The sequence below is a fragment of the Hydrogenophaga sp. BPS33 genome, from assembly GCF_009859475.1.
Lineage (GTDB): Bacteria > Pseudomonadota > Gammaproteobacteria > Burkholderiales > Burkholderiaceae_C > Hydrogenophaga.
In genome coordinates, this window is record NZ_CP044551.1 from 56447 (window position 1) to 82931 (window position 26485).

Sequence of the window (26485 nt, forward strand, 5' to 3'; positions counted from 1 at the left end):
ACGATCTACCAACACCACCTCCGCGCCAGTGCTAGCTTTTCGTACCGTCACTTATTGCACTGAAAACGAGGAGACCCCTCGTCCAGCTCGCCGGTGAGCTGGTCGGCCAGCTCTGCGGCTTCCTGGCGCGCTGCTTCCGTCTCCTGGCGCACGGCCTCCAGCGCCTCGCGCTCGGCGGCCAGGCGGTTGTTCGCCATTTCCAGCGCCACGGCCCACAAGTCGCCGCCCAGCTCGGCCAGCTTGTCAGTGATCGCCTGCGGTGCCGGCTCGCGGATCGGGGCGGCCTGGCTGGCCTTGCGTGCGCGCCACTCGTTCATCGCCTCGCTGATGGTGGTGAAGCTGCCGCTGCCGAGCTGCTTGCGCACGTTCGCCAGCGTGGGGTTCTGGCCGGCCGCGTCCAGTTCGTCGGCCACCGCAAATATCTGCTCCTTCGAGATCGCCATGTCGGGCCTCCTTTGGCCGGTTGTATGTTGTAGCGTGAAGCATACTACAACATACAACACTACGCAAGCGGTTTAGCTGAACTTTTTTTAGCGGCTAAAACGCGGGCAAAAAAAGCCCCGCTCGATGGCGGGGCGATGGGTGGGGGTCGGTGGTCGGCGATGCCCGGCGCTGGGCGTGTCAGCCCTCCAGCAGCGCGACAAGCTGCACGGTGCCAAGGTCGGCCTCGAACTCCTGGCCGTCATCCTCGTATTTGAGCCAGGCCCAGCCCTCGGCCGGGGGCCGGCGGTTGAGGATCAGCCGTGCCGGCCGGTCGTCGTGCTTGACCTGGATGATGGCCTTCTTGAGCTTGTCGGGGTCGGCCTCCTTCGGCTCCTTCTTCCCCTTGGCGTCATCATCCTGCGGCCCCTGCTCGCCGTCGCCGGCCTCGGCGTCGGTCTTGCCGGTCAGCGCATCGACGGTGTTGGGATCACGGTCGCCGTCCTCGTGACTGCGCTTGTCCTCCAGGAACTCGCGCAGCAGCTTCACCGAGCCGCGCGTCAGCTCCTGGCTGTCGTCGGCCAGCCAGGCGGCCACCTCGTCGGGGTTCTTCTTGTAGGCCGTCACCAGCTCGTTGATGACAGTCACGTCCTTGCCCCGGCCGCTATTGAACGCCTCGGCAATGGGTTCGGGCAAGTCCAGCAGCGTGACGTGCTGCGTGACGAAGGCCGGCGACTTGCCGATCTCCTTGGCGATCTCGCCCTTCTTCTTGCCCTTCGCCAGCTCGCGGCCGATGAAGTCGGCGATCTCACGCGCCGTCAGCTCGTTGCGTTGCAGGTTCTCGATAACCTGGTCGGCCTCGTTGTAGTCGTTGTCGATGAAGGCCGGGATCGTGGTCTTGTGCGCCCACTTCGAGCCGCGATAGCGCCGCGCGCCGTGGTTGATGAGGTAGCGCCCCGGTGCGTCCGGGTTCTCGCGCACGCTGATGGGCGACTTCACGCCGCGCGCTTTGATCGTCTCGCCGATCTCCGCGATGCTCTCCGGCGAGAAGCCGGGGTTGTCGGCCGTGCGCGGCTGGTGCGGGTCTTCGTCGATCAGGTCAAGCGGCAGCTCCTGCGGGCCTGCGCCGCCGGCGTTGGCCGCCGGCTGCTCGTTCAGCAGGCCGGCCAGGTCGCCCAGCCCGTCCAGGCCCAGCCCGGACGATTGCGGCTTGTCCTGCTCCTTCTTCTTGGCGTTGGTCTTGGCGCTCATTGCGCGATCTCCATCTTCGTGAACACGTAATCCGCCAGCGCACGCACCTCCTGGGTGGCCTTCCGCGCGGCGGTCTTCTTGATCTTCCACACCGGCATCTGCTCGCCCAGCGCCTCGGCGATGCTGTCACGCGCGCCGATGCTGAACGGCAAGATGAGCTGCGGGTATGCCTGCTGCAACGTCGCCAGGTTGTTGACGTGGCGCGGCTTCCGCGCGTCCACCTTGTTCGGCACCATGCCGAGGAAGCGCAGCTTGGGGTTCTGCTTGCGCAGGTTGCTGATGACCGCGACCATCTTCTTCATGCCCTGCAAGCTGTACGCCTCCATTTCGATGGGCGACAGCATGTAGTCGGCCGTCAGCACGGCCGCCGTCATGGCGACGCCAAGGGAGGGGGCCGTGTCGATCAGGCACACGTCGAAGAACTCGCCCAGCGCGGCCACACTGGCCCGCAGCGCGGCGGCCGCCTGGGAAAGCTCCATCTTGTCCAGGTTCGCCAGGTTGGCGTCTGCCGCGATCAGCGCCAGGCCGTCATCCTCCCGGTCAGCGAACCAGGCGCGCAGCTCGTCGCCGCCGGCGGTGAACATGCGACTGGCGGGATAGCCCGAGTCGTGGCCGGCCAGCGTCCAGCTCGCATTGCCCTGGGTGTCCAGGTCGATCACTGCAACCCGAAGGCCGCGCTCCTGGAAGTCGAACGCCAGGTGGCAGGTTGCGAACGTCTTGCCTTGACCGCCTTTCTGAATTGCCGTGACCAGTGTTTTCATGAGTTGGGTTCCTGTTTCCTCTTTCCCTTGGCGTCGGCTTCCCAACGCTTGACGATGAACGCTTGATGCTCCGGCAGTACCGCCGTCACCCGCTCGAAGCCCTGCGGGAGCACTTCCCCCGCCACTGCCCACACGCGGCTGACCGCTTGCGATACCGCCCCCTTGGTCAGCCCCAGCGAGGCCACAAACTCGGCCTGGGGCCTTCCATCGACCAGCACGCCGCGCGCTATGTCGATGGTCTGTTGCCCGATCTCCAGGCCCTTGATCGCCGCCTGGAATTGGGCTTCGGTTAGCCGTTTCTTCATGGAGAACACCCATATAAACTCCACACCCGGTTGTTGAACAAAAGGCGGTGCCAGCCGCCGACCATGTGCAGAAGTTTAGCTAAACTCGCCGCCCGCGTCAAGCGTTTTAGCGGCTAAAAATGGGCGCGTGATCTTCTTTCTTGGCGTTCAACCTGGCCGCGTCAGCGGCACTCATGAAGAACGTCATCAGCGGGCCGACCGTGCGGCTCGAACCGTTGGCAAAGCACACGTCGAACTGACCGCCGGCGGTGTGCGGATCGACGCCTTCCACCAGTCGCCAGGGGTCAAGGCCCCATTCCTCGGATTGCGCGCTGTACCAATAGGCCGGCGCATCGCCGTTCAAGTCGCTGGCCGCGTACTCGCGCACCAGGACGGCCACCCGGCCGGTGTTCGGCTCCACGAATCCCGGCGGGTAGGGTAGGGTCTGTTTTTTCATGTCAAAGCCCCTTCGGCTTGTAGATCGAAACGAAGTAGGTGATCGCGGTCAGCACCGCGAAGTACGCCAGGAACGACCAACCGGCATACACGCCAGGCGTGTTCCAGTGGTAGAGCATCCGCACGAACTGGAAGAAGGTGGCAATCGACAGCACCCACTTGAGGATCGGCCAGACCAGCACGGTCGCCACCCATACGAACTTGACCAGGCCGGCCAGCAGGCCAGCACCGGGGGCCTTGTTGGGGGCAGCAGACGCGGCGGCAGGCTCCACCGGCGCGGGCGCGGCGGGCTGCTCGATCTCCTTGGGGAACTTGATGATGTTGGACATAGCTTGACCCTCCACGCGCTTACGTGTTGAATGCTGGGTGCTCCCACTCGGAAGCATGGTTACGGTGTGCCAGCACCAGGCCAAGCGCCCCGGATCACTCCGGGGCGTTCCTCCACCTGGGGCCGCCCTTGATCTTGCCTCGGCTCACGCAATACTCCTTCTTGGCGTCCTCGATAGGCCCGGCCGTTGCCGACCGGGCCATGTGCTCTTACCAGCCGGCCCGGCGCTTGGCCTGCTCGACGGCTTCCATCGACCAATGGCCCTTGGCCTGCCCCTCCAGGGAGCATCCGGCGAAGTACGCCTTGCCGCGCAGTTCCTCGGCTTTGCACACCAGCTCGGCCGCCTCGGCCATCATGGCCGCGATCTCGTCACGGCGGGCCGGGAAGTCGGTCGCTGCCGCGCCCTCCAGCTCGTCAATCCAGGGCATAATCTTGTTGTCGCTCATCGGACTTTCTCCGGTAGTTGACCTGGGCAATGTGCCCGGCCTTCAAGTGCTATATTAGGGCAAAATGCCCTAACCTGTCAAGCACTTTAGCTAAACTTTTTTCGCTTTACCGGAATCCGAAGGCTAAACTTTAGCCGCTAAAACCTTTCCCTTGGCGTCAATCCTCTTTCCAGATCACGCCCAGCCCGGCCTGGTCGCACAGGATCGCCCATGCCGCATAGGGAATCGGGGTGTCCTCGCCGATCCAGCGGCGGATCGTGCGGTCGCCCTTCGCGCCCAGCCCCAGCGCCTTCGCGGCCTTGCTGCCGCTGAACCCGGCCAGGCGCAGCACCTCTCGGACTTCCTCGCCGGTCGGTTGCGCCCAGCGTTCGGCCGGCTTCAAGCACTCCAGCCGGATATTGGCGTCGTTCGTCATTCGTTCGTTCTCCTGGTCAAGTGATAAGCCGCAACTGGTCGAAGCCGTAGATCGACTGGATGCAGCTCGGGTCTGAATCGACCACGCGCCGGCCTGCGCGATTGGTCTTGTACGTTACCGGCCTGTCGTCGTGCGCCCACACCTGGCGGGTGTCGGGATGCACCTTCACGATGATGATGCGCTTGCCGATGTAGCGGTCGAAAACCGGGTGATGGACGCTCACGATCTCGCACCGCTGGCCGGGCTTGAACTCCACCAGGTCGGCCGGGCCTCCATCGCCATTCCTGGCGATGCTGCAGGTTGCCGCGCTCGCTCGCGGCATCGTTGTTTCCGGCGATACAGGCCCGCCCTCGCCCGGCTCGGCATCGTCGGCTTTGACGATGCTGCAGGTCATCGTCGTTTCTGGCGATGCGGGATCTCGCTCCGGGCCTGCGCCGGTGATTTTTCCCTTGGCGTCCAACCCGGCGGCCCTGGCCGCCTTGATCCTGGTCGCGGCCTCGGCCGCCCAGCGCCTGGCGATGAAGGCCCGATGCGAGGGCAGCACCACATCGACCAGGACGAACCCCGGCGGCACCAGGACGGTCGCCGGTGCGCGCCGCGCCGGCGGCTCCAAGCCGGCCAGCCAAGCGGGCAGGGGAGCATCGGCCAGGCGGTCGCGGTAGCTGGCCTCGACCATCACCGGGCGCTTCTTCTCGGCTCGCTGCGCAGCCAGGATGCCGCGCGCAACCTCGTCCACCGTCATGCAGCCCTGCGCCGTGTCGAAGTGCGAGCGGTAGCCCGTTTCGGAGATAAACGGCCTGTCCAGGTCGATGACGTGGAACTGGAAGTGGGCACCCAGCGGCCCGCCGTAGCCGGCCTCGTACTCCACCAGGGCGCGCATGTCGCCATCCGCGACCAGGAACTGGCCGCGCTGGCCCCACAAGGGCACGTCGCCAGGCACCGCCGCGCAATGGCGCTCGATGACCTGGCCGGGCGCGTCGTGGTCGGCCATGCTGCCCACGTGCGTTCCGCCGTTCATCTTCCAGATGACGGCCTCGTATCGGTCGCTGGCCGCCTCGGCGGCCGCACCGTCACCGCGCATGATCGCCGCGTCGATCTCCACCACGGCCGCCACGGCGGCGGCCAGCAGCTCGTCGCGGTCGGTGGGCAGCTCGGCCAGCAGCTCGGCCGCCGGCGCGTTCCAGTCCTGGCCCGGCTGGGCCGGCGTCTTGCGTTTCTTCGCCATCGGCCGGCCCCTCAAGTGTCAGCACGCCGCCACGCGATCACGTCGCGGGCTTCGTAGCCGTGGCGCTTGCAGTCGTCGCAGAATCCCGAGCTGAACCCCTTGTGGTTCGTGCCGATCCATGCGGCCGGCTTGCCGCATTCGTGGCCGTAGGTGCCCGGCTCGGCGTTGTGGCACTTGCCGTCCGTCGCGTAGCTGTTCGTCGGTGCCTGGGGAGCGTTGTTCCTGGTCATGGTCGCCTCCTGGAAGCCCCGGCCGAAGCCGGGGCCGCCCCTCATCAGTCAATAGCCCGGTAGATCGCGGCCGCCTCGGCGTGGCTGGCTGCGAAGCCGCGCAGGAAGTGATAGCGGTCGATCAGGGCATCGCCGGCGTCCGTGTCGGCGGCCTCGGCCGCGAGCTGACCCAGCGCGAACAGGGTTGCGACAATGCCGGCGGCGTCGGCCGACAACTCGCCTCGGAAGCCGTTGCCGTCCACCTCGATCTCCAGGCGGTCGGCCAGGTCGGGGGCCATGTAAAAACCGCCGTCCGACAAGGTGTAGTAGTGCCAATACGCGCCGCTGTAGCGTTCGCAGAGCCGGCGAAGCCAGGCATACACCAGGGCCTCGCCGCGCATCATCAGACGCGGGCCGAAGTAGGCGGGCAGGAAGTCGAGGCGCTGGGCCTCGGCGACCAGGGAAGCGGTAACGGGTTGCTCTTGGGTGTTCATCGGACTTTCTCCGGTAGTTGACCTGGGCGAAATGCCCGGCCTTCAAGTGCTATATTAGGGCAAAATGTCCTAATCGTCAAGCACTTTAGCTAAACGTTTTAGCCGCTAAACCTTGCCCTTTCCCTTGGCGTGCATTACAATGTAATTCACGAACCCAACCGGAGAACCAATCATGGCTGCAAACCAGCTCGTACAAACGCGCATCGACGGCGCGATCAAGGAAGAAGCGGCGGCCGTCCTGGCCGCGATGGGCCTTACCGTGTCCGACGCGGTGCGGCTGCTGCTCACGAAGGTGGCCCAGGACAAGGCGCTGCCCTTCGAGCCGCTGATTCCGAACGCCACCACCATCGAGGCGATGAAGGAAGCCCGCAAGGGCAAGCTGCCGCGCTTCGCCACCGTCAACGATCTGATGGCCGATCTGCATGCGGCAGATTGAGCGCACCGGCCAGTTCAAGCGCGACTACAAGCGCGAGGCGAAAGGGCAGCACCGGGCCACGCTCGACGCCGACCTGGTGCCCGTCCTGGTCGCGCTCGCCGACGACCAGCCGCTGGAACCTCGGCACCGCGACCACGCGCTGACCGGGGACTGGAAGGATCACCGGGATTGCCACGTCAAGCCCGACCTGGTGCTGATCTACCAGAAGCCCGACGCCGACACGCTGCGCCTGGTGCGCCTCGGCTCTCACTCCGAACTCGGCTTGTGATCGGCGCGGGCCTGGCCCCGCGTCTCACGTTTCATTGACACTTGAGGGGCGCTTTCCGCGCCACCGGCCGAGCTGGCCGACCCCCTTCCTTGGCGTAAAACCTGCGGCGGTGGAGCTGCTGCGATGCTTGAGGATCGCGCGGCCGGTCGAACCGCGGCGACCTGGTTGGGGAGTGTGAGGGGGCTTTGCCCCCTCGCAAGCTCTCGAACTTACTGCCTTCCGCCAGGCGCTTGCGCCTGGCTCTCCTAAGCCGTAGCGCCGAAGGCGCTCCATTGTGGGGTGAGGCCGCAAGGCGGCCGAGGGGCGTAGCCCCTGGGGGGATGGGAGGCCGCTTGCGGCCGGGTGGGATCGAGAAGGGGGGTTTCCCCCCTTCGGCGGCCGGTCATGCTGCGCGGTAGCTTGGGCCGTGTTGCCGTTTTTTTCGCCAGCCTCTGGTTAAAACTACCTGGTTATATAAAAAGGTTATAAAGACGGTTAAAAACCTGGTTAGCATGACCGAAAAACGCGCGTAAACCGTTGTCACGCCAAGGAAAAGCGCGAAGAGGCCGCCCCTCAAGTGTCAATGGATAAGGGGGTCTCCTCGTTTTCAGTGCAATAAGTGACGGTACGCAAAGCTAGCACTGGCGCGGGGGTGGTCTGGGTAGACCGTTGATTTCATTGACTTTCCTGTTCGCTTTGTAAACGGGTATGGTGGCCTCCCACTTTTGAGGTTCACGATGCAGGGTTGGCACACAACGTTTTTGGGGATGCGTGGGCTCCCCCGCGATATCAGCGACTTCGAGATGAAGGCATTTTTCACCTTCGATGGTGCCGAGCGCGACGCAATCAATGCACGCCGAGGTGATTCCCACAAGCTTGGTCTGGCGCTCCATATTGGTTTCCTGCGCATGAGTGGGCGTTTGCTCGGTGCCTTTCGGGTAATTCCAGTAGCCTTGTGGCGCCACCTTGGCAACGAGCTTGGCATTGCAGCACCAGAAGTCGCCTCGCTGAGAGCCATGTATGAACGCGGGCGCACGCTATTCGATCACCAACAAGTAGCCTGCACGGTCCTTGGATTCCAGTGGATGAGCGAGCACCAGCGCCGCTCACTGGTACGTGAACTGCGCGACGAAGTGGCGCGCTGCGCCGACCGCGATCAGCTACTCGTGCGGGCGCGTCAATGGCTGTACAAGAACAAGCTGGTGATCGTGCACGAGCGGGCAATTCGGACACTGATTGCGGCGGCACTTGCCCAGCTTGAAGTTGAAACAGGCACCGCCATCGCCGCCAGCGTTGATCCAGCAACACTTGATCGCTGGCGAGCCTCAGTTTCAGAGCTGCGCCCAGATGGACAAACCCAGCAGAGTTGGCTATGGGCTGCACCGGCGAAACACTCAACCCGCCAAATCAGCGAGGTACTGGAGCGCATCGACCTGCTTTACACGCTGGACGTTCATAAGCACCTGGCAGACATCCCCGATCTCATCTTGCGCCGCTACGCGCGCCGACTTGTCTCCAGGCCGCCCTCAGCCGGAGCCAAGATCAAAGAGCCAGCGCGCACCGTGGAGGTCGCATGCTTTCTTCGGTATTGCCTGTTCACCACCACAGACCAGTTGATCCTTATGGTGCAGCGCCGGATCGCCGATCTGTGGCGTCAGGCTGCCGCCGATGTCCCCGCTACCGTCAATTGGGCCGCAATGTACAAAACGCTGCTCGGCGAACTTGTTGCCTTGAGCGCGCAAGGTGCGGTGCCAGATGCTGAGTTGCGTGCCCGTCTTGAAGCCTTGATCACCGAAACCCAGAAACGCAAACCACCGAGCAGGGCCTCCCTGGTCCGCGAGGGATTGATTGATGGAATTCGCCCCGTGCGGTCGTTGCTCGTCGCCATTGCAAAGCTGCCCTGGCAGGCCACCGGCGAGCATCCTGCCATCGAGTACCTTGCCAAGCTGCAAGCTTTATATCTCAAAGGATCCAGAAAGCTGCCAGTTGAAGTGGTGGCACCAAGTCTGGGAATGATCTGGCAGGTTTCGATCTCCAGCCCAGACCGGGAACGGGCGTTTCAGGCGTTGGAGGTGGCCACCCTGTTTGCCCTGCGCCGCGCGGTGCGCAATGGCTCGGTCTGGATTGAGCACAGCCTGAGCTTTCGGGGTCGTGCGCGCTTGTTCTTCACGGACGAGCGTTGGCAGGCAGAGTCCAAGAAACACTATGCCCGTCTATCGTTACCCAGCAAGGCTGCCACTTTCTTGAAGCCTTTGCTGGCCAGAGTAACTGCCGGTGTCGATGCGGTGGCCGCTGCAGCCCGCAGTGGCGTACTGCGCGTGGATGATGAACTCCATTTGTCGCCATTGCCCGCAGAGGACGAAGACCCAGAAGTGACCAAGCTGCGCGCGGCTTTGGATCACCGCATCGGTGAGGTTCAATTGCCGGAAGTGATTCTGGCCGTTGACGCCCAGGTGCGCTTTAGCTGGATCATGCTCGGACGTGAGCCGCGCTCTACCGACGAGCTGCTGATGGTCTATGCCGGCATCATGGCCCACGGCACCAGTCTGACTGCGGTCGAATGCGCGCGCATGATTCCGCAATTGTCTGCCACCAGCATTCGCCAGGCCATGCGCTGGGCGCGGGACGAACGGCGTCTGAGCCAGGCCTGCCAGGCTGTGCTGGAATTCATGCAGCGACACCCGATTGCCGCCACCTGGGGGCGGTCCGATTTGGCATCTTCTGACATGATGAGCATGGAGACCACCAAACGGGTGTGGCAAGCCCGGCTTGATCCTCGGCGCAACACACCTTCCATTGGAATCTACTCCCATGTAAAAGACCGGTGGGGCATCTTCCATGCGCAGCCCTTTGTGCTCAATGAGCGCCAGGCGGGCGTGGCCATTGAAGGTGTCATCCGCCAAGAAAAGCTGGAGACCAGCCAGCTTGCTGTGGATACCCATGGCTACACCGACTTTGCCATGTCACATGCCCGTTTGCTTGGTTTTGATCTTTGCCCGCGGTTGAAGGAACTCAAACAGCGCCACCTCTTTGTGCCACGCGGCACCAAAGTGCCCGCAGAAATCGCTGCGGTGTGCGAAGCCAATGTCGACGTCGCTTTGATCGAAAAGCATTGGGATAGTCTGGTGCACCTGGCAGCCTCGGTCATGAGCGGACATGCCAGTGCGGTGGCAGCTCTTGCGCGGTTCGGTTCTGCCGCCCAGGGCGATCCAATCTATGAGGCTGGCGTGCAATTGGGGCGGTTGCTGCGTACGGCGTTTTTGGCTGACTACTTTGTCAAGGACGCTTTCAGGAACGAGTTGCGCCGGGTGCTCAATCGGGGCGAGGCTGTTAACGCCCTCAAGCGCGCCATTTATACCGGCCGGATCAGCCCGGCGCAGGCCAAACGTGTCGATGAAATGCAGGCTGTGGCCGATGCGTTGAGCCTGATGGCCAACATCGTGATGGCGTGGAATACCTCACAGATGCAGGCGGTCCTGGATCGCTGGTCGAACCGCCGCCAGGTCATTCCACCGGAACTGATCGGGAAGATTGCGCCCACCAGGCTGGAGAGCATCAACTTGCGGGGTGTGTTTCGCTTCCCGGTTGACCGCTATGCTGACCAAATCCTGCCTTCGCGGCCAAATGCATCGATAACTGGCACCAATGGATGAAACCGACCACGGTTTGACGCCACGAATCGCAGATTTGAAAGTGAACAGGAAAGTCAATGAAATCAACGATCTACCAACACCACCTCCGCGCCAGTGCTAGCTTTTCGTACCGTCACTTATTGCACTGAAAACGAGGAGACCCCGCTTCACGATGACGCCACATGATGCTGTCCTTCCCGAAGGCTATGCTCAACGCTGGGCGGCCGAGGTGAACGCAGCCAAGTGAGGGGGCGCCGAGGCTAGCTTCACGGTTGCGATTCAGCCGAAGCGAACGATTCCGTGCTGAGCGGCACGAAGAGTGTCGGGGAACCCGCTCGATCGCTGGTCTTGCCGGATGGCGCCGATCGCAGGGCGAAGAAGATCGGGTTCACCGGCACCGTTTGCATTGAGTCTGGCCGCTGCGCGGTCACACCGCCCACCGACGCGAGATAGGCACGCGTCTCGCCGGGAAGCGTTCGGCCCGTCGCGAGATGCTCGGCGTAACGCGCGGGCCCGGCATTATAGGCCCCGAACAGCCCGGGATAGCCGAACCGGTCGTACATCAACCGCAGATAGGCAGCGCCCGCGACAATGTTGTCGTGTGGGTCGTGCGGATCAGCTCCAAGTCGAAGCGCCGCACGCACCTGTGCCCATGTGCCGGGCATGAGCTGCATCAGGCCCATCGCACCGGCCCGGCTGGTGATCGGCCGCCCATTCAAAATCGTCTTTCCGGCGCTCTCGGCGCGCATGACGCGTTCGATCCATGCCGCCGGGATGCCTGACCGGGCCGATGCTTCATCGATATAGGGACGCCAACGCTCGACCAGTTCCGCATGCGCCGACGTTGCTACCAGCAGCGCTAGCGCGATGGCGAGCGATCTCAGCGCGCCCACAGCAAGGTTGCTTTGCCGACGATATCGCCGCGGTCCGTTGGACCGAAATAGCGCCCGTCGAACGAGGCGGGGCTATCGGCCATCAGCAGCAACATCGCCCCGCGCCGGAGCGTGATGCAGCCGGTCCACCACGGCATCGGGCGGCCCGCGCCATCGCGGATCAGGCGGTTCGCGATCCAGCGGCCATCGACGAATATCTCCTGCCCGAGCGCGCAAACGGTATCACCAGGTTCGGCCGCGACGCGCTTCACCAGCGGCACGTTGGCGGGCAGATAGTGCCGGCGCGCGGCGAAATCGCGGGCAGGAGCTGGCGGCCAGGCGATGACCATATCGCCGGTCGCGAGATCGGTCCCCCCGACACGGTAGAGCCCGATCGGTGCGCTCGCGCTGGCATTCCAGACAAGGAAGGGGCGCGGCGGGAGCGCGATCGTGGCGGCGAGCGCGGCCGCGAGCCCACCAAGGGCGAGGCCGCGGCGCGCAAAGCGCCGCCGCCGCGATCGGGCGAAGCGAAGGCTCTGGCCCCAGCGCGCGAGCGCGGCAGCCGCGGTGTGGCGCTCAATCACGATCGCGCTCCCCGCGGGCGCCCAGCGACCAGCAATCGAGATCGTCGATATGATAGCGGACATGGCGGCAATGGCGCCGGAAGCGCGGACCGGTGCCGGCGCTGCGATGTTCCTGGAGCGTCCGCACCGAAACGCCAAGATAGTGTGCGGCCTGTTCGGGGCTCAAGAAAGGGGAGCCGCGCAGTGCGAGGCCCGCGCGGGCGACTTGATCATCGTCGTTCATGGCTTCGATCCAAATGTATCGCGCCGCGACGCGCGGCGGGTGGATCGGGTGATGCCGACGGATCGCGCGCGCGGGGAGTGTCGAAAACCGGCACTCGCATTTCGACACACCCGGGTGAGAGGGCAGGGTGCCGACGGGGCGGCGCAGACCCGCCCGAAGCGCGAGGCGCCAAATTAAACTTTGGGCTTAACCAGCCTGTTCGGATTTCCGGCCGAACGCCTCCAGTGCGGAACCAAGCCCCTCACCGACGATCCAGTGGGCGCGGGCAAGATGGCTTTCCCAGCACTTTCGCGCGGTCTCGCCATCGGCCGCGACGTCGAGGCCGAGGATCAGTCGTGCTCCTTCGGCCCAGCCCATGCCGGCAGCGTCGGCGTCGAGCAACTCGGCGTAAATCGGAAGGGTTTGCCGATCATAGCCCGTTACCTGACCACTTGGCGCGACATTCCGCAGCACAAGAAACTCCAAATGTGGTGTTTGCTCATCAATTTGGAGACCTTACGCCATGGCTAAAAGGCCCGCAAGCGGGCTCAACATCGCTTATGTCGAGCCGGAAGACTCTTGCCCACAATTTGCGCGTTCTACGTGCCGCGAGAGGCTTGTCACAGGAAGCGCTGGCAGATGCCGCGATGGTCGATCGAACTTACATCAGCGCTCTCGAACGTCAGAAGTATAGTGTCACTATCGACCGGCTCGATGAGATCGCAAAACCTCTCGGCATCGAAACCTACGTCCTGCTGATGAACGACCTTCCGCCAGAAGTCCTGAAGAATTAGCCGTCGGGTCACCAGGTCAGGATCGGCAGCGGTCCCTGCCTGACCAAGCTTTCACCCATTGCGACCAACCGGCGTATGGCGGACTTGCGGTATTCTCCCGGCCCAGGCCATTCGCCGCCCTCCAACAGTTCGGTCGCGATTTCCCTGAGGGATGCGCCATCCGCGCGGGCATCGCGCGCGCGCAGCGCCGTGGCCGATCGTATTACCCTGGAAGCCCTCTCGACCGCGCTAGGTTCAGTTCCCGCAAGTCTATGCTCAAGTCGCCGGATAGTGTCCATCTGCTGGGCTAGCCGCCCATCCTGTGCGAGCAGGTAGGTCAGGTGGACGGGACCTGACATTACGGTCCCCGAGACAACATCCAGGCGAAATATCTCGCCATGGGCGATGAAGCGGACGTGCTCGCCATCCGCATCCGGGAGGATGCGCGAATCGAAGCGGCGAATGTCCGTGGCATCGAGCCGGGTCGTCGCTCTCGCCCCGACCAACAGCACGCGCGCATCGACGTCCGCTCTCCACATGGGTGCCGCGTGGACGCAATCGAGCTCCGGATTCTCAGGGAAAGTGCAGCCCCCATTCGCCCGCGGAGCCGGGCTCGCCTGCGGGTATCTCCGCGGTCAACGCGCTGGCCGCGGCAAATCGCCAATAAGCAGAATTCCGGCGCAGTACTTCCCAGGCAAGTGCATCGCGGCCCAGCGCCGGGATGGCATCATAGGCCGCCCGGTCGCGCCAGTCCGGCAGATGCGCGGTCCCGCTCACGGCGTTCGTCAGCCCATCTCGCCCATCTGGGAGCGGATGAACATCTCGGCCGCTTCGGCCTGGTCGGGCCGCAGCGCGTCGATCGACGGCAGATGGTCCGGCACTCTGTCTCGCAACAGGATCGAGGGGCATTGGCCCTCGACATTGCCGAGGTTGGGGCGGTGCTGGGCGTAGCCGACGAGCGCAGCCAGTTCCGGCGAGAAGTGGCGCGCTACCTGTGGTGGGTAGACTAGCCATTGCAGCTCGAAGGGTTTCAGCCAGCCGAGGCAGTAGCTGATGACGATGCCGCGCCGAGGCGCCGCGCTGGCATTGCCGCCACCGCCATGCAGGGTGGAGCCGAGGAAGATCAGGGCGTCGCCCGGCGACACCGTTGGCACGACCACGTCCTCTTCGGCAAGCACCGGAATGTCCTGCTCGAGGTGGCTTCCCGTCCAGATTCGCGTGCCGCCGTTCTCCCGCGTGAAGGTGGTCAACGGCCACATTACGTTGACGAGATATTCGAGGCTGCCTTTGGGCCCTTGCCACATGTCCTGGTCGCGGTGCGGCAGCTGGGGCAGAGCACCGGGGTGGATCTCGATGGCCTGGGTCAGATTGAGCGCGATCCGCTCGCACCATGGCAGGAGCATCTGCTCGACGATCTCCAGGATCAGCGGATGCCTCGCCAGGCGTTCGATCGCCGACGAGCGGGTCAGCAGCGATCCGAAACGCTTCGTCCTGTCGCCGTAGAATGCCCCTTGGCATAGCGGTGTCGCAGCGAAGCGAGGGTTCAGATCCGCCTCGATGCCAGCGATCAGGGCAGGCTCGACGCCGCGCCCGAACACGCACCAGCCATCGCGCGCGAGCATCGCGGCGTGGCGATCGACGGCGGCGCTCATGCCGACACCCGATCGGCAGCATCGGCATAGACACCCGTCCAGCGAAGCCGCTCGGGCGTGTCCGGACGGACATGGATGAGGAAGGCGCCGATCGCTCCGCCTGGGAGATGCACGGCGGGCCCGAGCGGCTCGGCCTGCCAGCCCATCGCGAGGACTTCCTTGCGGAACGGATCGGGGATGAGGCCAGTCAAGCGCTCGATCCCGCGCTCCAGCGCAAAATCTACGACTGCCGAGAACAGCATGTTGCGCAGTTTGAGTCTCCGGGCAGCACCGTGTCGCTGGGGCAGACATAGCCGCGTGGTTTCCCAGGTCGTATTGCCCACGGGGACCCCGAATGGGCAGAGATTAGAAAAGAGCGTACCAAGCATGTGCGGATGGGTACTGGGAAAGAGCCGGATAGAGGCTTGATGCTCACCGCGTGCGTCAGAGACGATGAAATAGACAGTATGAGCATTGTCGAACTGGTCGATCTCGTACTGGTCATCGACCACCGGGACATCCCAACCGAACAGGTCGACGAAAAGACGCTTGCGGTCGGCGAACATCGAACAAAGCAGCGGCTGGCTGTCCGCTGCCAAATCATTTTCGATAACATGGATCATAGAGGTTTCTCCCGGCATAGACCTGTCGTGCCGGAAGAGAGCAGCGATGAGCGGCCCGAAATAGACCGAGTGATTACTCGGGTTGACGAGCCCTCAGCTCGTCCAGACCGATTTCCCCGGCAAGCACGGCGCTCACGACGAGCTCGGTGCGGTCTTGCGCGCCAAACAGGCGGCGCGCTTCGGTCAGATAGCCATCAACCGTGCGAGGCGTGAGAGCTAGCGCGCGGGCAATCTCCTTATTGGAATATCCGCGTCCCGCCAGAATGACACAATCACGCGGGCGCGGGTGCAGTCTCGGCCGGCATGGGACAGTCGGCAACTCCCCGCAGAGCAGCCGGCGGGCCGCCTGGAAAGCAAAGACACCGATCATCTGCGCAGCACCGAGGAACAACTGCGCACGCTCGGGGCGGCACATTCCTGCGAATGTACAGGAACCCATACGCTCGCCGAGCCGGACATGCGGCACCGTGATGCCTTCGTTCAGCCCCTCTTGTGCGCCACGTTCCAGGCTCGTGCGATCCTGCTGGTCCAGGCGAATGATCCGAGGCAGGTCGGACCAGAGGAATGCACTGTCGGCAAAGATGCATCCGCGGATAACGGGATCGCGCCTGAAGCGACGCTGGGTCACGAGCCGCTCCATGATCGCTGGCGGATAGTCCCTTAAATCGACACGGTCGGGTCGCGGCGTCCGCAGGTCGTCGTGATGCACCAGCGCGTAATGCCGGAAGCCCATCTCGCGGACGACCGCCTCCATCAAGGTGACAAGTTCATCCCGCGATGACGTCGCCCGAAGGACTTCGACAACGGTGCTGGTCAGCTCAAGGCAGAACGGTCTGCTGGGCCGTGCGTCAGACTGCATTCATTCATGCCTCGTCCCCCTGCTGGACCGATTGCAACAGATTCCCCGACGTTCAGATGACGCGACGTTCCGCCACTTGAAGCTCAAGATTCCCCGCTTCGTCAGGTTTTCATTGGCTGTGGGCGTGATAGCGGGCCCGTCATCTCGACGCCCCACTCATTTCGCCGGCTCGCCAACATCGGCCCGATAGACCAGCTCGCCCTCAATGAAGGTCATGTCCACTCGCGTCTCGTGGATCTTCGTGGGCGGGACGGCAAACGGGTTTTGATTGGTGACGATAATGTCAGCGAGCATTCCCGGAACGATGCGCCCCACCTTGTTTCCCATTCCTTCCTGCCGTGCCGAATTTTCGGTGAAGATGCGGAATGCCTGCTCAAAGCTGATCGCCTCGGATTTGCCAAAGCTATCCGCGCTGCCACCGGACCTTTGGCGCGTAACCAACTGCTCCAGGCCTATCCAGGGATTGACCGACGGGACAACCGACCAGTCGGAGCCCGGCACGACCAAGGCATCGGCCTCCAGCATTTCGCGCACCGGCCAAACCCGCTCGATCGTTTCCGGCCCCACCGCCTTGGTGATGTCGTCGTTGATCGGAGTGGGACCCCAGAGATAAGGGGAAACCTCGAAGGTCGCACCGATCGCTCGTGCCCGCTTGATGTCCCCGGGAGCAACGAATACATTATGTCCGACATTGTGCATATTGGGCGTAAAACCATTGGCCTTGCGGGCAGCCTCGATGGCGTTGAGCCCTTCACGCACCGCGGCATCTCCCGCTGCGTGGAACTTCACTGTTAGCCCCTGCCTGTCGAAATCGGCAACCGCCTTGTCGAGGACATCTTGCTGTATCAGCAACAGACCCATGCGGCTGGCTTCATCGTTGCGCCCACCAACTCCGCCCGCATAGGGCTCCAGCATGCCGGCTGTATGACTATCAGTCGGAACACCATCGAGAAAGATCTTGACGCAATCGGCCGCCAGTCGATTCCGCGAATAAATGTTGCGAGATGCAATCGCCGACAGGGTCGAAGGGACGCCCGGCGCCCACGTGATGCACAAGCGCACCCTTTGCTTCAGCTGACCAGCATCGGCGATAGCGGCATAGGTCGCAAGCTCGGTTGCCCCTCCGGCGGTGAAGCCGACAGCGGCTTCGGTAAAGGAGGTGATGCCGAACGACAGCATCTGCTGCAGCGACCATCTAAGGCCAGCTTCTGCCTGCGCCAACGTCGGCTTGGGGGTGATGCGCGAGATGACATCGACGGCGGACTCCCTTTGCACGCCGCTCGGCACGCCATCAGCATCGCGCTCGAAGATGCCGCCAGGAGGGTTGGGAGTCTCTTTGGTGACACCAGCCAGCTTCAGCACCTGGCTGTTCACCCAATTGCTGTGGCCGCTGGTGTCCTCCAGATAGACTGGATTGTTGGGTGCCACCTTGTCGAGCATGGCTCGGTTGGGGATCTTGCCCAGTGCCGAAGCATCCCATTGACCGCCGATGATCCAGTCTCCCGGCTTGGCTTTGTCGACACAGGCCCTTACGAGGTTGAGCGTCCGTTCGAGGTTCGACCCCTGCGGAATCTTGCACTGTGCCTCGCGCACCCCGGCATAAATGGGATGCACGTGCAGATCGTGCAGCCCAGGCAATACGGTGCGGCCACCCAGATCAATGGTCCGGGTGCCGTCTTTTCGTAGCCTGGCGACCTCTTCCGAAGATCCGACCGCGATGATCACCCCTTCATGGACCGCCAGCGCTTCCGCCCATCCATCTGGTGTTTTGACGTGTCCGTTTGCCAGAATCAGGTCCGGACCGGATGATGTGGCAGTGTCCAACAGAGGCGCCGGCGCGCCACGGGCGGGCTCGACGATCATCATGGCGGCGAGCAGCGAATGAGCAAATATGGCCCTATGCATCGGCATCTCCCTGGCGCCTTGGTTGAAATGAAATGGAATGATCGCGCGAGGCTAATGCGGCAGGCGCTTCCAGGCCGGGCATCACGTCGAAGGTGGTCTCCATCTGGCTCGGCGCCCACTCGTCCTCGATGCTGCGCAGGGGCATCCCCAGGGCCAACAGGTGCTGGCGCACCTCGGCCATGATGGGCTCGACCTCGTCCAGGTGGTTCTCCAGCAGGTACGAATACCCTTTGGCCACCGGCATCACCTTGGGAGGCGCCGCAGGCGTTCCGGGGCCGCCAAGGGTTTCGGGCTCCAGGCAGGGATCGACGATGCGCGTCAGATACCACTCGACCTCGAGGCCGGCCTGGTAGTCGTAGCCCAGGTCCTGCATCTCGGCCAGCGCCTTTTTCAGGATGGCGCGCGGACTCAACGCGAACGGGCGCCCACTGGTCATGTAAAGGTCGGCCAGCATCCAGCCGGTGCGATCCGCCCAGGGCAGGATGCGAAACGTGGTGGGGTCCGGGACCATCACGACGTTCGGGCTGCCGGCCAGTTCGGCGCTGCCGAGGCCCCCGTCGGCAGAGAAAGGGTTGAATACGATGGCGCTGGCGGTATCGAAAAAGAACGGCGCCATCGTGATCTCCGAGCCGCTGGCGAATGCCGACTTGAGCGCGGCGACCGACAGCATTTTTCCGCGCAGCAGTCCGTACTGATCCGGCCAAGACAACCGAACCATCTGCAGCCCCGCTTTCTCAATTTTATTCAGGACGTCTGCTGCTGCGGCTTTCTGGGTATCCGACCAGATGCCGTGCTTTTCAATGAATTTCCCGCTCATCGCGTCTCCTAGGTTATTTGCGGCTAATTATATTAGTCGGCGATACTTGATGATCTAGGGGAAAACCCTTCAAATTCACCGTCTTTTTTTATTATCATAGATCAAAAATGATGCGTACATCCGGGAAAACACCAATCCCGCCGAGCGGGTTGCGGCCGGCATGGCACTTGATCGACCCAGAACGCTGCACCGGCTGAAGCGCACCGACTCGCGAAGCTTCACAAATGTCGCCTTCATCGGAAGGCTCGGAGCACCCGAAGCAAGACAGGAGAACACGATGGCAGAGCGATCATTCGTCGAGGAAGTCAAGAAGCTCAGGCTGGGCGAAGGCGAGGTGTTCCGCGGCGAAGGCATCCTGGCGGTGACCAAGGCGCTGCTGGAATCGGGCGTGGCCTACGTGGCCGGCTACCAGGGCTCGCCGATCTCGCACCTGATGGACGTGCTGGCCGACGCGCAGGACATCCTCGCCGACCACGGCATCCGCTTCGAGAACAGCGCCAGCGAGGCGACCGCCGCAGCCACGCTGGCGGCCTCCGTCAACTACCCGCTGCGCGGCGCCATCACCTTCAAAGCCACCGTCGGCACCAACGTCGCCTCCGATGCCCTGGCCAACCTGGCCTCCGGCGGCGTCACCGGTGGCGCGCTGATCATCGTGGGCGAGGACTACGGCGAGGGCTCATCGATCATGCAGGAGCGCAGCCACGCCTTTGCGATGAAGTCGCAGATGTGGCTGCTCGACCCCCGGCCCAACCTGCCCAGCATCGTCCAGTCGGTCAAGGACGGCTTCGAGCTGTCCGAGGCCAGCCACACGCCCGTGATGCTGCAGATGCGCATCCGCTCCTGCCACCTGCACGGGCATTTCATCTCCGGGGCCAACCGCCGGCCGGCCTTCACGGTCAAGGATGCCCTGGAGAACCCCGCGCGCGACGTCAACCGCATCGTGCTGCCGCCGGCCTCCTTCCTGCACGAGCGCGAGAAGATCGAGCAGCGCTGGCCCGCGGCCATCCGCTTCATCGAGGAGCGCTGCCTCAACGAATTCTTCGCGGAGGACATGGCCGATGTCGGGATCGCGCTGCAAGGCGGCGGCTACAACACCCTGATCCGTGCCCTGCAGAAGCTCGGTCTAGCGAACGTGCATGGCGACTCGAAGATCCCGCTGTACGTCATGAACGTGGCCTATCCGCTGGTGGACGCCGAATTCGAGCGATTCTGCCGTGGCAAGCGCGCCGTGCTGGTCGTCGAAGAAGGACAGCCGAACTTCGTCGAGCAGAACGTGGCCAACATCCTGCGGCAACTGGACATCGACACCAAGTTGCACGGCAAGGACGTGCTGCCGCTGGCAGGCGACTACAACACGGCCACGGTGCTCGCCGGCGTGCGCGCCTTCCTGGAGCGCTATGGTTTCGTCGAACCCCAGGCCCAGCCCGAACGGCGCCAGCGTCCCATCGGCATTCCCGTGATCGCGGTGCCCGCCGCACCGCCCGCAGCTCCGGCGCCGGCGATGCGCCAGCCAGCCCTGGCCTTCGCCGATGGCGACCTGGAGGACGATGCCCAGGACGATGGCGATGGCAACCGCATCCCCGTGGGCAGCCCCGTGGGCAGCATCATGGCGTACCAGCAAGGATGGCTTGCCGCAGCTGACGACCTCCCGCCGTTGAGCGAGACCGTGCATCCACGCCCTCCGGGCCTGTGCACCGGCTGCCCGGAGCGGCCGATCTTCACCGCCATCAAGCTGATCGAGCGCGAATTGGGCGCGCACCACATCAGCGCCGACATCGGCTGCCACCTGTTCTCCATCTTGCCGCCATTCAACCTGGGCAGCACGACCATGGGCTACGGTTTGGGCAGCGCCAGCTCGGCTGCCTTCACCGTCGCCCCGGGCAGCGCCCCAGCCGCCAAGCGGGCGATCTCGATCATGGGTGATGGCGGCTTCTGGCACAACGGCCTGACCTCCGGCATCGCCAACGCGGTTTTCAACCGCAGCGACAATCTGACCGTCATCGTCGACAACAACTACAGCTCGGCCACCGGCGGCCAGGACATTCCGTCCTCGCGCGCGCTCAATCCAACGCGCAGCACGGGCCACGAGATCGAGCGCGCCGTCAAGGGCGTGGGCGTCGACTGGGTGCGCACCATCAAGCGCACCTATGACCTGAAGGCCATGATGGCCACGCTGCGCGAGGCGCTGACCACGCCCGAGCAAGGCCCCAAGGTGCTCATCGCCCAGAGCGAATGCATGCTCAACCGGCAGCGCCGCGAGAAGAAGCAGGTGCGCCAGGCGCTCGCCGACGGCCAGCGCGTGGTGCGGGAACGCTTCGGCGTCGATCCCGACACCTGCACGGGCGACCATTCCTGCATCCGGCTGTCGGGCTGCCCCTCGCTCTCCATCCGAGACAACCCGGATCCGCTGCGCACCGACCCGGTGGCCATGGTCATCGACAGCTGCGTGGGCTGCGGCAACTGCGGCGAAGTCGCGCATGCAGCCGTGCTCTGTCCTTCGTTCTACCGCGCCCAGATCGTGAGCAACCCGACACGCTGGGACCGGCTGCTCCAGCGCGTGCGCACCGCCGTGATCGGCTGGCTGCAGCGCGGCGATGCCCGCCGCCGCGCCCGCTACGCCTTCTGAACGGCATGCCGCACCGCAAGCCGAGCCCCAACGCCGATGCACCAACCGTTCCACCTCTCTCGCTTCAACCAGAACCATGAGCCCCCGTGACCTTCCTCCAGCGACGCTGACCGAACCGATCAAGATCGCCGTCCTGGCGATGGGTGGCGAAGGCGGTGGCGTGCTTGCCGACTGGATCGTCGACCTCGGCGAAGCCAATGGCTGGTTCGCCCAGACCACCTCCGTGCCCGGAGTCGCGCAGCGCACCGGTGCGACGATCTACTACGTGGAATTGTTCCCTGGCGCCGACGTTCCAGGAGCGCGGGCGCCCGTGCTCGCCCAGGCGCCACTGCCCGGGGATGTGGACATCGTGCTGGCCTCCGAGCTCATGGAAGCCGGCCGGGCCGTCCAGCGGGGCTTCGTGACGTCGCACAACACGACGCTGATCACTTCCACGCACCGCGTCTACTCGATCGCCGAGAAATCGGCGATGGGTGACGGCCGGGTCGACAGCGCCGCTCTCCTGCGACAGGCCGGACGGGCGGCCAGGCGCTTCATCAGCTTCGACATGGCCGAGGCCGCCGAGCGCACCGGCAGCGTGCTCAGTGCGGTCCTGTTCGGCGCCCTGAGCGGCTCGGGGGTGCTGCCGTTCAGCTGCAAGCAGTTCGAAGAGACCATCGAACGCGGTGGTGTCGGTGTCAAGCCCAGCCTCAAGGCCTTCGACTTGGGCCAGGCCGAAGCGCGCAAGGCCGATACCGACGCGCCCCCATCCAAGCCGCGTGCGCCGCAGTCCGCCGCCGCCGATGTTCAGCCGAGCCACCCCGCCGTGGCCCGCCTGGTCGCGCGCGCACTCCAACTGCCCGCCAGCGTGCGCGGCACCGCCGTCGAGGGGGTCCGCCGTCTCGTGGACTAGGGGTCTCCTCGTTTTCAGTGCAATAAGTGACGGTACGCAAAGCTAGCACTGGCGCGGGGGTGGTCTGGGTAGACCGTTGATTTCATTGACTTTCCTGTTCGCTTTGTAAACGGGTATGGTGGCCTCCCACTTTTGAGGTTCACGATGCAGGGTTGGCACACAACGTTTTTGGGGATGCGTGGGCTCCCCCGCGATATCAGCGACTTCGAGATGAAGGCATTTTTCACCTTCGATGGTGCCGAGCGCGACGCAATCAATGCACGCCGAGGTGATTCCCACAAGCTTGGTCTGGCGCTCCATATTGGTTTCCTGCGCATGAGTGGGCGTTTGCTCGGTGCCTTTCGGGTAATTCCAGTAGCCTTGTGGCGCCACCTTGGCAACGAGCTTGGCATTGCAGCACCAGAAGTCGCCTCGCTGAGAGCCATGTATGAACGCGGGCGCACGCTATTCGATCACCAACAAGTAGCCTGCACGGTCCTTGGATTCCAGTGGATGAGCGAGCACCAGCGCCGCTCACTGGTACGTGAACTGCGCGACGAAGTGGCGCGCTGCGCCGACCGCGATCAGCTACTCGTGCGGGCGCGTCAATGGCTGTACAAGAACAAGCTGGTGATCGTGCACGAGCGGGCAATTCGGACACTGATTGCGGCGGCACTTGCCCAGCTTGAAGTTGAAACAGGCACCGCCATCGCCGCCAGCGTTGATCCAGCAACACTTGATCGCTGGCGAGCCTCAGTTTCAGAGCTGCGCCCAGATGGACAAACCCAGCAGAGTTGGCTATGGGCTGCACCGGCGAAACACTCAACCCGCCAAATCAGCGAGGTACTGGAGCGCATCGACCTGCTTTACACGCTGGACGTTCATAAGCACCTGGCAGACATCCCCGATCTCATCTTGCGCCGCTACGCGCGCCGACTTGTCTCCAGGCCGCCCTCAGCCGGAGCCAAGATCAAAGAGCCAGCGCGCACCGTGGAGGTCGCATGCTTTCTTCGGTATTGCCTGTTCACCACCACAGACCAGTTGATCCTTATGGTGCAGCGCCGGATCGCCGATCTGTGGCGTCAGGCTGCCGCCGATGTCCCCGCTACCGTCAATTGGGCCGCAATGTACAAAACGCTGCTCGGCGAACTTGTTGCCTTGAGCGCGCAAGGTGCGGTGCCAGATGCTGAGTTGCGTGCCCGTCTTGAAGCCTTGATCACCGAAACCCAGAAACGCAAACCACCGAGCAGGGCCTCCCTGGTCCGCGAGGGATTGATTGATGGAATTCGCCCCGTGCGGTCGTTGCTCGTCGCCATTGCAAAGCTGCCCTGGCAGGCCACCGGCGAGCATCCTGCCATCGAGTACCTTGCCAAGCTGCAAGCTTTATATCTCAAAGGATCCAGAAAGCTGCCAGTTGAAGTGGTGGCACCAAGTCTGGGAATGATCTGGCAGGTTTCGATCTCCAGCCCAGACCGGGAACGGGCGTTTCAGGCGTTGGAGGTGGCCACCCTGTTTGCCCTGCGCCGCGCGGTGCGCAATGGCTCGGTCTGGATTGAGCACAGCCTGAGCTTTCGGGGTCGTGCGCGCTTGTTCTTCACGGACGAGCGTTGGCAGGCAGAGTCCAAGAAACACTATGCCCGTCTATCGTTACCCAGCAAGGCTGCCACTTTCTTGAAGCCTTTGCTGGCCAGAGTAACTGCCGGTGTCGATGCGGTGGCCGCTGCAGCCCGCAGTGGCGTACTGCGCGTGGATGATGAACTCCATTTGTCGCCATTGCCCGCAGAGGACGAAGACCCAGAAGTGACCAAGCTGCGCGCGGCTTTGGATCACCGCATCGGTGAGGTTCAATTGCCGGAAGTGATTCTGGCCGTTGACGCCCAGGTGCGCTTTAGCTGGATCATGCTCGGACGTGAGCCGCGCTCTACCGACGAGCTGCTGATGGTCTATGCCGGCATCATGGCCCACGGCACCAGTCTGACTGCGGTCGAATGCGCGCGCATGATTCCGCAATTGTCTGCCACCAGCATTCGCCAGGCCATGCGCTGGGCGCGGGACGAACGGCGTCTGAGCCAGGCCTGCCAGGCTGTGCTGGAATTCATGCAGCGACACCCGATTGCCGCCACCTGGGGGCGGTCCGATTTGGCATCTTCTGACATGATGACCATGGAGACCACCAAACGGGTGTGGCAAGCCCGGCTTGATCCTCGGCGCAACACACCTTCCATTGGAATCTACTCCCATGTAAAAGACCGGTGGGGCATCTTCCATGCGCAGCCCTTTGTGCTCAATGAGCGCCAGGCGGGCGTGGCCATTGAAGGTGTCATCCGCCAAGAAAAGCTGGAGACCAGCCAGCTTGCTGTGGATACCCATGGCTACACCGACTTTGCCATGTCACATGCCCGTTTGCTTGGTTTTGATCTTTGCCCGCGGTTGAAGGAACTCAAACAGCGCCACCTCTTTGTGCCACGCGGCACCAAAGTGCCCGCAGAAATCGCTGCGGTGTGCGAAGCCAATGTCGACGTCGCTTTGATCGAAAAGCATTGGGATAGTCTGGTGCACCTGGCAGCCTCGGTCATGAGCGGACATGCCAGTGCGGTGGCAGCTCTTGCGCGGTTCGGTTCTGCCGCCCAGGGCGATCCAATCTATGAGGCTGGCGTGCAATTGGGGCGGTTGCTGCGTACGGCGTTTTTGGCTGACTACTTTGTCAAGGACGCTTTCAGGAACGAGTTGCGCCGGGTGCTCAATCGGGGCGAGGCTGTTAACGCCCTCAAGCGCGCCATTTATACCGGCCGGATCAGCCCGGCGCAGGCCAAACGTGTCGATGAAATGCAGGCTGTGGCCGATGCGTTGAGCCTGATGGCCAACATCGTGATGGCGTGGAATACCTCACAGATGCAGGCGGTCCTGGATCGCTGGTCGAACCGCCGCCAGGTCATTCCACCGGAACTGATCGGGAAGATTGCGCCCACCAGGCTGGAGAGCATCAACTTGCGGGGTGTGTTTCGCTTCCCGGTTGACCGCTATGCTGACCAAATCCTGCCTTCGCGGCCAAATGCATCGATAACTGGCACCAATGGATGAAACCGACCACGGTTTGACGCCACGAATCGCAGATTTGAAAGTGAACAGGAAAGTCAATGAAATCAACGATCTACCAACACCACCTCCGCGCCAGTGCTAGCTTTTCGTACCGTCACTTATTGCACTGAAAACGAGGAGACCCCTTTCAGCGTGTCCGACAGCTTCTTGTGACTGATCGAGAAGTACCGCTTCAACGACGGAGCGCACTCGCTCGGCCGCGTGCCCGAAGACAAGCACAAGACGGCTTCGCACGCGAGGCGCACGTCGCCAGTGAAAAGGCCATCGTCGGCCTGGGCCGCCGTGGCGCTGAACATGCCCGCGAGCGCGAGCGGCAAAAGGGCGAGCTTCTTCATAGTCGATTCCTCCTTACTGGTTGAAAACCTCGATTTCCACGCGGCGGTTCTGCGCGCGGCCAACGGCCGTGCCGCCTTCCGCTACATGGTCGCCACCCGACAGGTAGTTGACCGATACCTTCGTCGCGGGAACTCCACGGGCCACCAAGTAGTTCATGGCGGCTTGTGCGCGCTTGAGCGCGATACGCTCATCGCCAGCACTCGGGCGCTCGGCATCCGTGCGGCCCCTGACCTCGATCCGGCGAGCATTCGCCAGGAGCGGCAGAAGCTCGGCTTCCTGGGCCGCCGTGGGCTGGAAGTGTGCCGAGTTGAAAGGGAAGTGAACCGTGACCGTGTGCGAAACCGGCGCGGGCGGCGGTGCTGGATGCACGACGGCCGGCACTGCGGCCGGCCGGCGTTCCAGTTCTCGCACTCGTTGCTTCGTTTCGGCCAGATCGGCCCGGAGGGACAGCACGGAGGCGGTTTCCGCGTCATTCACCGCCGTGCGGTTCGTGCCGTCCACGGTCGGCGGTTTAGGTGGCGTCGAGCACGCGGCAAGCATGGCGGCACAACTGATGATGACCAATCTACGCATTTTGAACCCCTTAGTTGGTGACTTTTGCGAACCAAAATTATACATCTTGGTAGCGTTTGAGGATAGGCGCGGCGCTGAAATTGTCTTGCCCGACATGCGTCGAGCTGTCC

At 63.5% G+C, this 26485-nt stretch carries 29 protein-coding genes and 2 pseudogenes; 7 read left to right on the forward strand and 24 right to left on the reverse strand.

Annotated features, from left to right (window positions below; all coding sequences use genetic code 11):
* Window positions 1–65 precede the first annotated feature (65 nt).
* From F9K07_RS31245 to F9K07_RS31295, 11 genes and pseudogenes are all read right to left on the reverse strand, one after another.
* A pseudogene (locus F9K07_RS31245) lies at window positions 66–443 on the reverse strand (DNA-binding protein); the annotation flags it as partial.
* 178 nt (window positions 444–621) lie between these two features.
* Entirely contained in the window at window positions 622–1671 is a 1050-nt protein-coding gene (locus F9K07_RS31250) for a transcriptional repressor gene korB (RefSeq protein ID WP_011114060.1), read from the reverse strand.
* Window positions 1668–2432: a ParA family protein gene (locus F9K07_RS31255; RefSeq protein ID WP_011114061.1), complete on the reverse strand. Its 765-nt coding sequence runs from the start codon at window positions 2430–2432 to the stop codon at window positions 1668–1670. Before F9K07_RS31255 ends, F9K07_RS31250 begins: the two co-directional genes overlap by 4 nt.
* Window positions 2429–2737, reverse strand: a complete 309-nt coding sequence (locus F9K07_RS31260) for a transcriptional regulator KorA (RefSeq protein WP_011114062.1) — start codon at window positions 2735–2737, stop codon at window positions 2429–2431. The genes F9K07_RS31255 and F9K07_RS31260 overlap by 4 nt, the downstream gene beginning before the upstream one ends.
* Window positions 2738–2843: 106 nt before the next feature.
* Entirely contained in the window at window positions 2844–3173 is a 330-nt protein-coding gene (locus tag F9K07_RS31265) for a DUF2761 domain-containing protein (protein ID WP_011114064.1), read from the reverse strand.
* Window position 3174: 1 nt separating this feature from the next.
* The gene (kleE, locus tag F9K07_RS31270; protein ID WP_011114065.1) at window positions 3175–3501 is read right to left on the reverse strand and encodes a KleE stable inheritance protein; all 327 of its coding nucleotides are present in this window, start codon (window positions 3499–3501) and stop codon (window positions 3175–3177) included.
* Between the two features lie 208 nt (window positions 3502–3709).
* The gene (gene kleA, locus F9K07_RS31275) at window positions 3710–3946 is read right to left on the reverse strand and encodes a stable inheritance protein KleA (RefSeq protein ID WP_011114066.1); all 237 of its coding nucleotides are present in this window, start codon (window positions 3944–3946) and stop codon (window positions 3710–3712) included.
* 157 nt (window positions 3947–4103) lie between these two features.
* Window positions 4104–4361, reverse strand: coding sequence for a transcriptional repressor KorC (korC, locus tag F9K07_RS31280; protein ID WP_011114067.1), 258 nt, complete (start codon window positions 4359–4361; stop codon window positions 4104–4106).
* Between the two features lie 16 nt (window positions 4362–4377).
* On the reverse strand, window positions 4378–5586 hold the full coding sequence (locus F9K07_RS31285) for a hypothetical protein (RefSeq protein WP_011114068.1): 1209 nt from the start codon (window positions 5584–5586) through the stop codon (window positions 4378–4380).
* 11 nt (window positions 5587–5597) lie between these two features.
* Window positions 5598–5816 (reverse strand): hypothetical protein, encoded by a 219-nt coding sequence (locus tag F9K07_RS31290; protein ID WP_012478187.1) that lies wholly within the window; start codon window positions 5814–5816, stop codon window positions 5598–5600.
* Window positions 5817–5860: 44 nt separating this feature from the next.
* Window positions 5861–6289 carry an antirestriction protein gene (locus tag F9K07_RS31295; protein ID WP_011114069.1) on the reverse strand — a complete coding sequence of 143 codons (429 nt, stop codon included), beginning with the start codon at window positions 6287–6289 and terminating at the stop codon, window positions 5861–5863.
* 172 nt (window positions 6290–6461) lie between these two features.
* On the opposite strand from F9K07_RS31295, the gene F9K07_RS31300 reads away from it, so the two are divergent.
* From F9K07_RS31300 to F9K07_RS31310, 3 genes are all read left to right on the forward strand, one after another.
* Entirely contained in the window at window positions 6462–6725 is a 264-nt protein-coding gene (locus F9K07_RS31300) for a type II toxin-antitoxin system RelB/DinJ family antitoxin (protein WP_011114070.1), read from the forward strand.
* Complete coding sequence (locus tag F9K07_RS31305; RefSeq protein WP_011114071.1) at window positions 6712–6993, forward strand: type II toxin-antitoxin system YafQ family toxin; 282 nt, start codon at window positions 6712–6714, stop codon at window positions 6991–6993. Before F9K07_RS31300 ends, F9K07_RS31305 begins: the two co-directional genes overlap by 14 nt.
* A 716-nt stretch (window positions 6994–7709) precedes the next feature.
* Window positions 7710–10625, forward strand: a complete 2916-nt coding sequence (locus tag F9K07_RS31310; protein WP_003049965.1) for a Tn3-like element IS1071 family transposase — start codon at window positions 7710–7712, stop codon at window positions 10623–10625.
* A gap of 245 nt (window positions 10626–10870) precedes the next feature.
* On the opposite strand, the gene F9K07_RS31315 is transcribed toward F9K07_RS31310, so the two are convergent.
* The 4 genes from F9K07_RS31315 to F9K07_RS31330 all read right to left on the reverse strand — a co-directional run bounded on the left by F9K07_RS31315 (window position 10871) and on the right by F9K07_RS31330 (window position 12748).
* On the reverse strand, window positions 10871–11497 hold the full coding sequence (locus F9K07_RS31315) for a lytic transglycosylase domain-containing protein (RefSeq protein WP_068683781.1): 627 nt from the start codon (window positions 11495–11497) through the stop codon (window positions 10871–10873).
* Window positions 11485–12060, reverse strand: coding sequence for a S26 family signal peptidase (locus F9K07_RS31320; protein ID WP_232062359.1), 576 nt, complete (start codon window positions 12058–12060; stop codon window positions 11485–11487). The genes F9K07_RS31315 and F9K07_RS31320 overlap by 13 nt, the downstream gene beginning before the upstream one ends.
* Entirely contained in the window at window positions 12053–12283 is a 231-nt protein-coding gene (locus tag F9K07_RS31325) for a helix-turn-helix domain-containing protein (RefSeq protein WP_083944709.1), read from the reverse strand. Before F9K07_RS31325 ends, F9K07_RS31320 begins: the two co-directional genes overlap by 8 nt.
* 186 nt (window positions 12284–12469) lie before the next feature.
* Window positions 12470–12748, reverse strand: coding sequence for a hypothetical protein (locus F9K07_RS31330; RefSeq protein WP_068683784.1), 279 nt, complete (start codon window positions 12746–12748; stop codon window positions 12470–12472).
* Window positions 12749–12753: 5 nt separating this feature from the next.
* On the opposite strand from F9K07_RS31330, the gene F9K07_RS31335 reads away from it, so the two are divergent.
* Complete coding sequence (locus F9K07_RS31335; RefSeq protein ID WP_328794081.1) at window positions 12754–13056, forward strand: helix-turn-helix transcriptional regulator; 303 nt, start codon at window positions 12754–12756, stop codon at window positions 13054–13056.
* 8 nt (window positions 13057–13064) lie between these two features.
* Here F9K07_RS31335 and F9K07_RS31340 read toward each other — a convergent pair whose 3' ends face one another.
* The 7 genes from F9K07_RS31340 to F9K07_RS31365 all read right to left on the reverse strand — a co-directional run bounded on the left by F9K07_RS31340 (window position 13065) and on the right by F9K07_RS31365 (window position 18870).
* Window positions 13065–13574, reverse strand: a complete 510-nt coding sequence (locus F9K07_RS31340) for a DNA -binding domain-containing protein (protein WP_068683790.1) — start codon at window positions 13572–13574, stop codon at window positions 13065–13067.
* Window positions 13575–13608: 34 nt separating this feature from the next.
* Window positions 13609–13812: a transcriptional regulator domain-containing protein gene (locus F9K07_RS32370; RefSeq protein ID WP_232324498.1), complete on the reverse strand. Its 204-nt coding sequence runs from the start codon at window positions 13810–13812 to the stop codon at window positions 13609–13611.
* 8 nt (window positions 13813–13820) lie between these two features.
* Window positions 13821–14687, reverse strand: coding sequence for a phytanoyl-CoA dioxygenase family protein (locus F9K07_RS31345; RefSeq protein WP_068683792.1), 867 nt, complete (start codon window positions 14685–14687; stop codon window positions 13821–13823).
* Window positions 14684–15289: an acyl-homoserine-lactone synthase gene (locus F9K07_RS31350; protein ID WP_068683794.1), complete on the reverse strand. Its 606-nt coding sequence runs from the start codon at window positions 15287–15289 to the stop codon at window positions 14684–14686. Before F9K07_RS31350 ends, F9K07_RS31345 begins: the two co-directional genes overlap by 4 nt.
* Before the next feature lie 73 nt (window positions 15290–15362).
* On the reverse strand, window positions 15363–16148 hold the full coding sequence (locus tag F9K07_RS31355) for a LuxR family transcriptional regulator (protein WP_083944710.1): 786 nt from the start codon (window positions 16146–16148) through the stop codon (window positions 15363–15365).
* A 156-nt stretch (window positions 16149–16304) separates the two neighbouring features.
* Entirely contained in the window at window positions 16305–18014 is a 1710-nt protein-coding gene (locus F9K07_RS31360; protein WP_159597442.1) for an amidohydrolase, read from the reverse strand.
* 31 nt (window positions 18015–18045) lie between these two features.
* Window positions 18046–18870 carry a hypothetical protein gene (locus F9K07_RS31365; protein ID WP_159597443.1) on the reverse strand — a complete coding sequence of 275 codons (825 nt, stop codon included), beginning with the start codon at window positions 18868–18870 and terminating at the stop codon, window positions 18046–18048.
* Window positions 18871–19147: 277 nt separating this feature from the next.
* Between F9K07_RS31365 and F9K07_RS31370 the strand changes: the two genes are divergently transcribed.
* The 3 genes and pseudogenes from F9K07_RS31370 (at window position 19148) to F9K07_RS31380 (ending at window position 25448) form a co-directional block, all read left to right on the forward strand.
* A complete protein-coding gene (locus tag F9K07_RS31370; RefSeq protein ID WP_068685872.1) occupies window positions 19148–21496 on the forward strand; it encodes a thiamine pyrophosphate-dependent enzyme in 2349 nt (782 codons plus the stop codon).
* Window positions 21497–21572: 76 nt separating this feature from the next.
* Window positions 21573–22385: pseudogene (locus tag F9K07_RS31375) on the forward strand (indolepyruvate oxidoreductase subunit beta family protein); the annotation flags it as partial.
* A gap of 147 nt (window positions 22386–22532) precedes the next feature.
* Window positions 22533–25448 carry a Tn3-like element IS1071 family transposase gene (locus F9K07_RS31380; protein WP_003158660.1) on the forward strand — a complete coding sequence of 972 codons (2916 nt, stop codon included), beginning with the start codon at window positions 22533–22535 and terminating at the stop codon, window positions 25446–25448.
* A gap of 116 nt (window positions 25449–25564) precedes the next feature.
* On the opposite strand, the gene F9K07_RS31385 is transcribed toward F9K07_RS31380, so the two are convergent.
* Both F9K07_RS31385 and F9K07_RS31390 read right to left on the reverse strand, forming a co-directional pair.
* Window positions 25565–25801: a TrbM/KikA/MpfK family conjugal transfer protein gene (locus F9K07_RS31385; RefSeq protein WP_159597444.1), complete on the reverse strand. Its 237-nt coding sequence runs from the start codon at window positions 25799–25801 to the stop codon at window positions 25565–25567.
* Window positions 25802–25814: 13 nt separating this feature from the next.
* Window positions 25815–26366 carry an OmpA family protein gene (locus F9K07_RS31390; protein ID WP_159597445.1) on the reverse strand — a complete coding sequence of 184 codons (552 nt, stop codon included), beginning with the start codon at window positions 26364–26366 and terminating at the stop codon, window positions 25815–25817.
* Window positions 26367–26485 lie beyond the last annotated feature (119 nt).

What these genes read in the sequence shown, in the direction of transcription:
- F9K07_RS31265 (WP_011114064.1), bottom strand. Translation starts at nt 3,173, where the DNA reads ATGAAAAAACAGACCCTACCCTACCCGCCGGGATTCGTGGAGCCGAAC.
- korC (WP_011114067.1), bottom strand. Translation starts at nt 4,361, where the DNA reads ATGACGAACGACGCCAATATCCGGCTGGAGTGCTTGAAGCCGGCCGAA.
- F9K07_RS31355 (WP_083944710.1), bottom strand. Translation starts at nt 16,148, where the DNA reads ATGCAGTCTGACGCACGGCCCAGCAGACCGTTCTGCCTTGAGCTGACC.
- F9K07_RS31305 (WP_011114071.1), top strand. Translation starts at nt 6,712, where the DNA reads ATGCGGCAGATTGAGCGCACCGGCCAGTTCAAGCGCGACTACAAGCGC.
- F9K07_RS31360 (WP_159597442.1), bottom strand. Translation starts at nt 18,014, where the DNA reads ATGATGATCGTCGAGCCCGCCCGTGGCGCGCCGGCGCCTCTGTTGGAC.
- F9K07_RS31285 (WP_011114068.1), bottom strand. Translation starts at nt 5,586, where the DNA reads ATGGCGAAGAAACGCAAGACGCCGGCCCAGCCGGGCCAGGACTGGAAC.
- F9K07_RS31300 (WP_011114070.1), top strand. Translation starts at nt 6,462, where the DNA reads ATGGCTGCAAACCAGCTCGTACAAACGCGCATCGACGGCGCGATCAAG.
- F9K07_RS31260 (WP_011114062.1), bottom strand. Translation starts at nt 2,737, where the DNA reads ATGAAGAAACGGCTAACCGAAGCCCAATTCCAGGCGGCGATCAAGGGC.
- F9K07_RS31295 (WP_011114069.1), bottom strand. Translation starts at nt 6,289, where the DNA reads ATGAACACCCAAGAGCAACCCGTTACCGCTTCCCTGGTCGCCGAGGCC.
- kleE (WP_011114065.1), bottom strand. Translation starts at nt 3,501, where the DNA reads ATGTCCAACATCATCAAGTTCCCCAAGGAGATCGAGCAGCCCGCCGCG.
- F9K07_RS31250 (WP_011114060.1), bottom strand. Translation starts at nt 1,671, where the DNA reads ATGAGCGCCAAGACCAACGCCAAGAAGAAGGAGCAGGACAAGCCGCAA.
- F9K07_RS31310 (WP_003049965.1), top strand. Translation starts at nt 7,710, where the DNA reads ATGCAGGGTTGGCACACAACGTTTTTGGGGATGCGTGGGCTCCCCCGC.
- F9K07_RS31350 (WP_068683794.1), bottom strand. Translation starts at nt 15,289, where the DNA reads ATGATCCATGTTATCGAAAATGATTTGGCAGCGGACAGCCAGCCGCTG.
- F9K07_RS31385 (WP_159597444.1), bottom strand. Translation starts at nt 25,801, where the DNA reads ATGAAGAAGCTCGCCCTTTTGCCGCTCGCGCTCGCGGGCATGTTCAGC.
- F9K07_RS31345 (WP_068683792.1), bottom strand. Translation starts at nt 14,687, where the DNA reads ATGAGCGCCGCCGTCGATCGCCACGCCGCGATGCTCGCGCGCGATGGC.
- F9K07_RS31380 (WP_003158660.1), top strand. Translation starts at nt 22,533, where the DNA reads ATGCAGGGTTGGCACACAACGTTTTTGGGGATGCGTGGGCTCCCCCGC.
- F9K07_RS31340 (WP_068683790.1), bottom strand. Translation starts at nt 13,574, where the DNA reads ATGTGGAGAGCGGACGTCGATGCGCGCGTGCTGTTGGTCGGGGCGAGA.
- F9K07_RS31365 (WP_159597443.1), bottom strand. Translation starts at nt 18,870, where the DNA reads ATGAGCGGGAAATTCATTGAAAAGCACGGCATCTGGTCGGATACCCAG.
- F9K07_RS31325 (WP_083944709.1), bottom strand. Translation starts at nt 12,283, where the DNA reads ATGAACGACGATGATCAAGTCGCCCGCGCGGGCCTCGCACTGCGCGGC.
- F9K07_RS31255 (WP_011114061.1), bottom strand. Translation starts at nt 2,432, where the DNA reads ATGAAAACACTGGTCACGGCAATTCAGAAAGGCGGTCAAGGCAAGACG.
- kleA (WP_011114066.1), bottom strand. Translation starts at nt 3,946, where the DNA reads ATGAGCGACAACAAGATTATGCCCTGGATTGACGAGCTGGAGGGCGCG.
- F9K07_RS31290 (WP_012478187.1), bottom strand. Translation starts at nt 5,816, where the DNA reads ATGACCAGGAACAACGCTCCCCAGGCACCGACGAACAGCTACGCGACG.
- F9K07_RS31370 (WP_068685872.1), top strand. Translation starts at nt 19,148, where the DNA reads ATGGCAGAGCGATCATTCGTCGAGGAAGTCAAGAAGCTCAGGCTGGGC.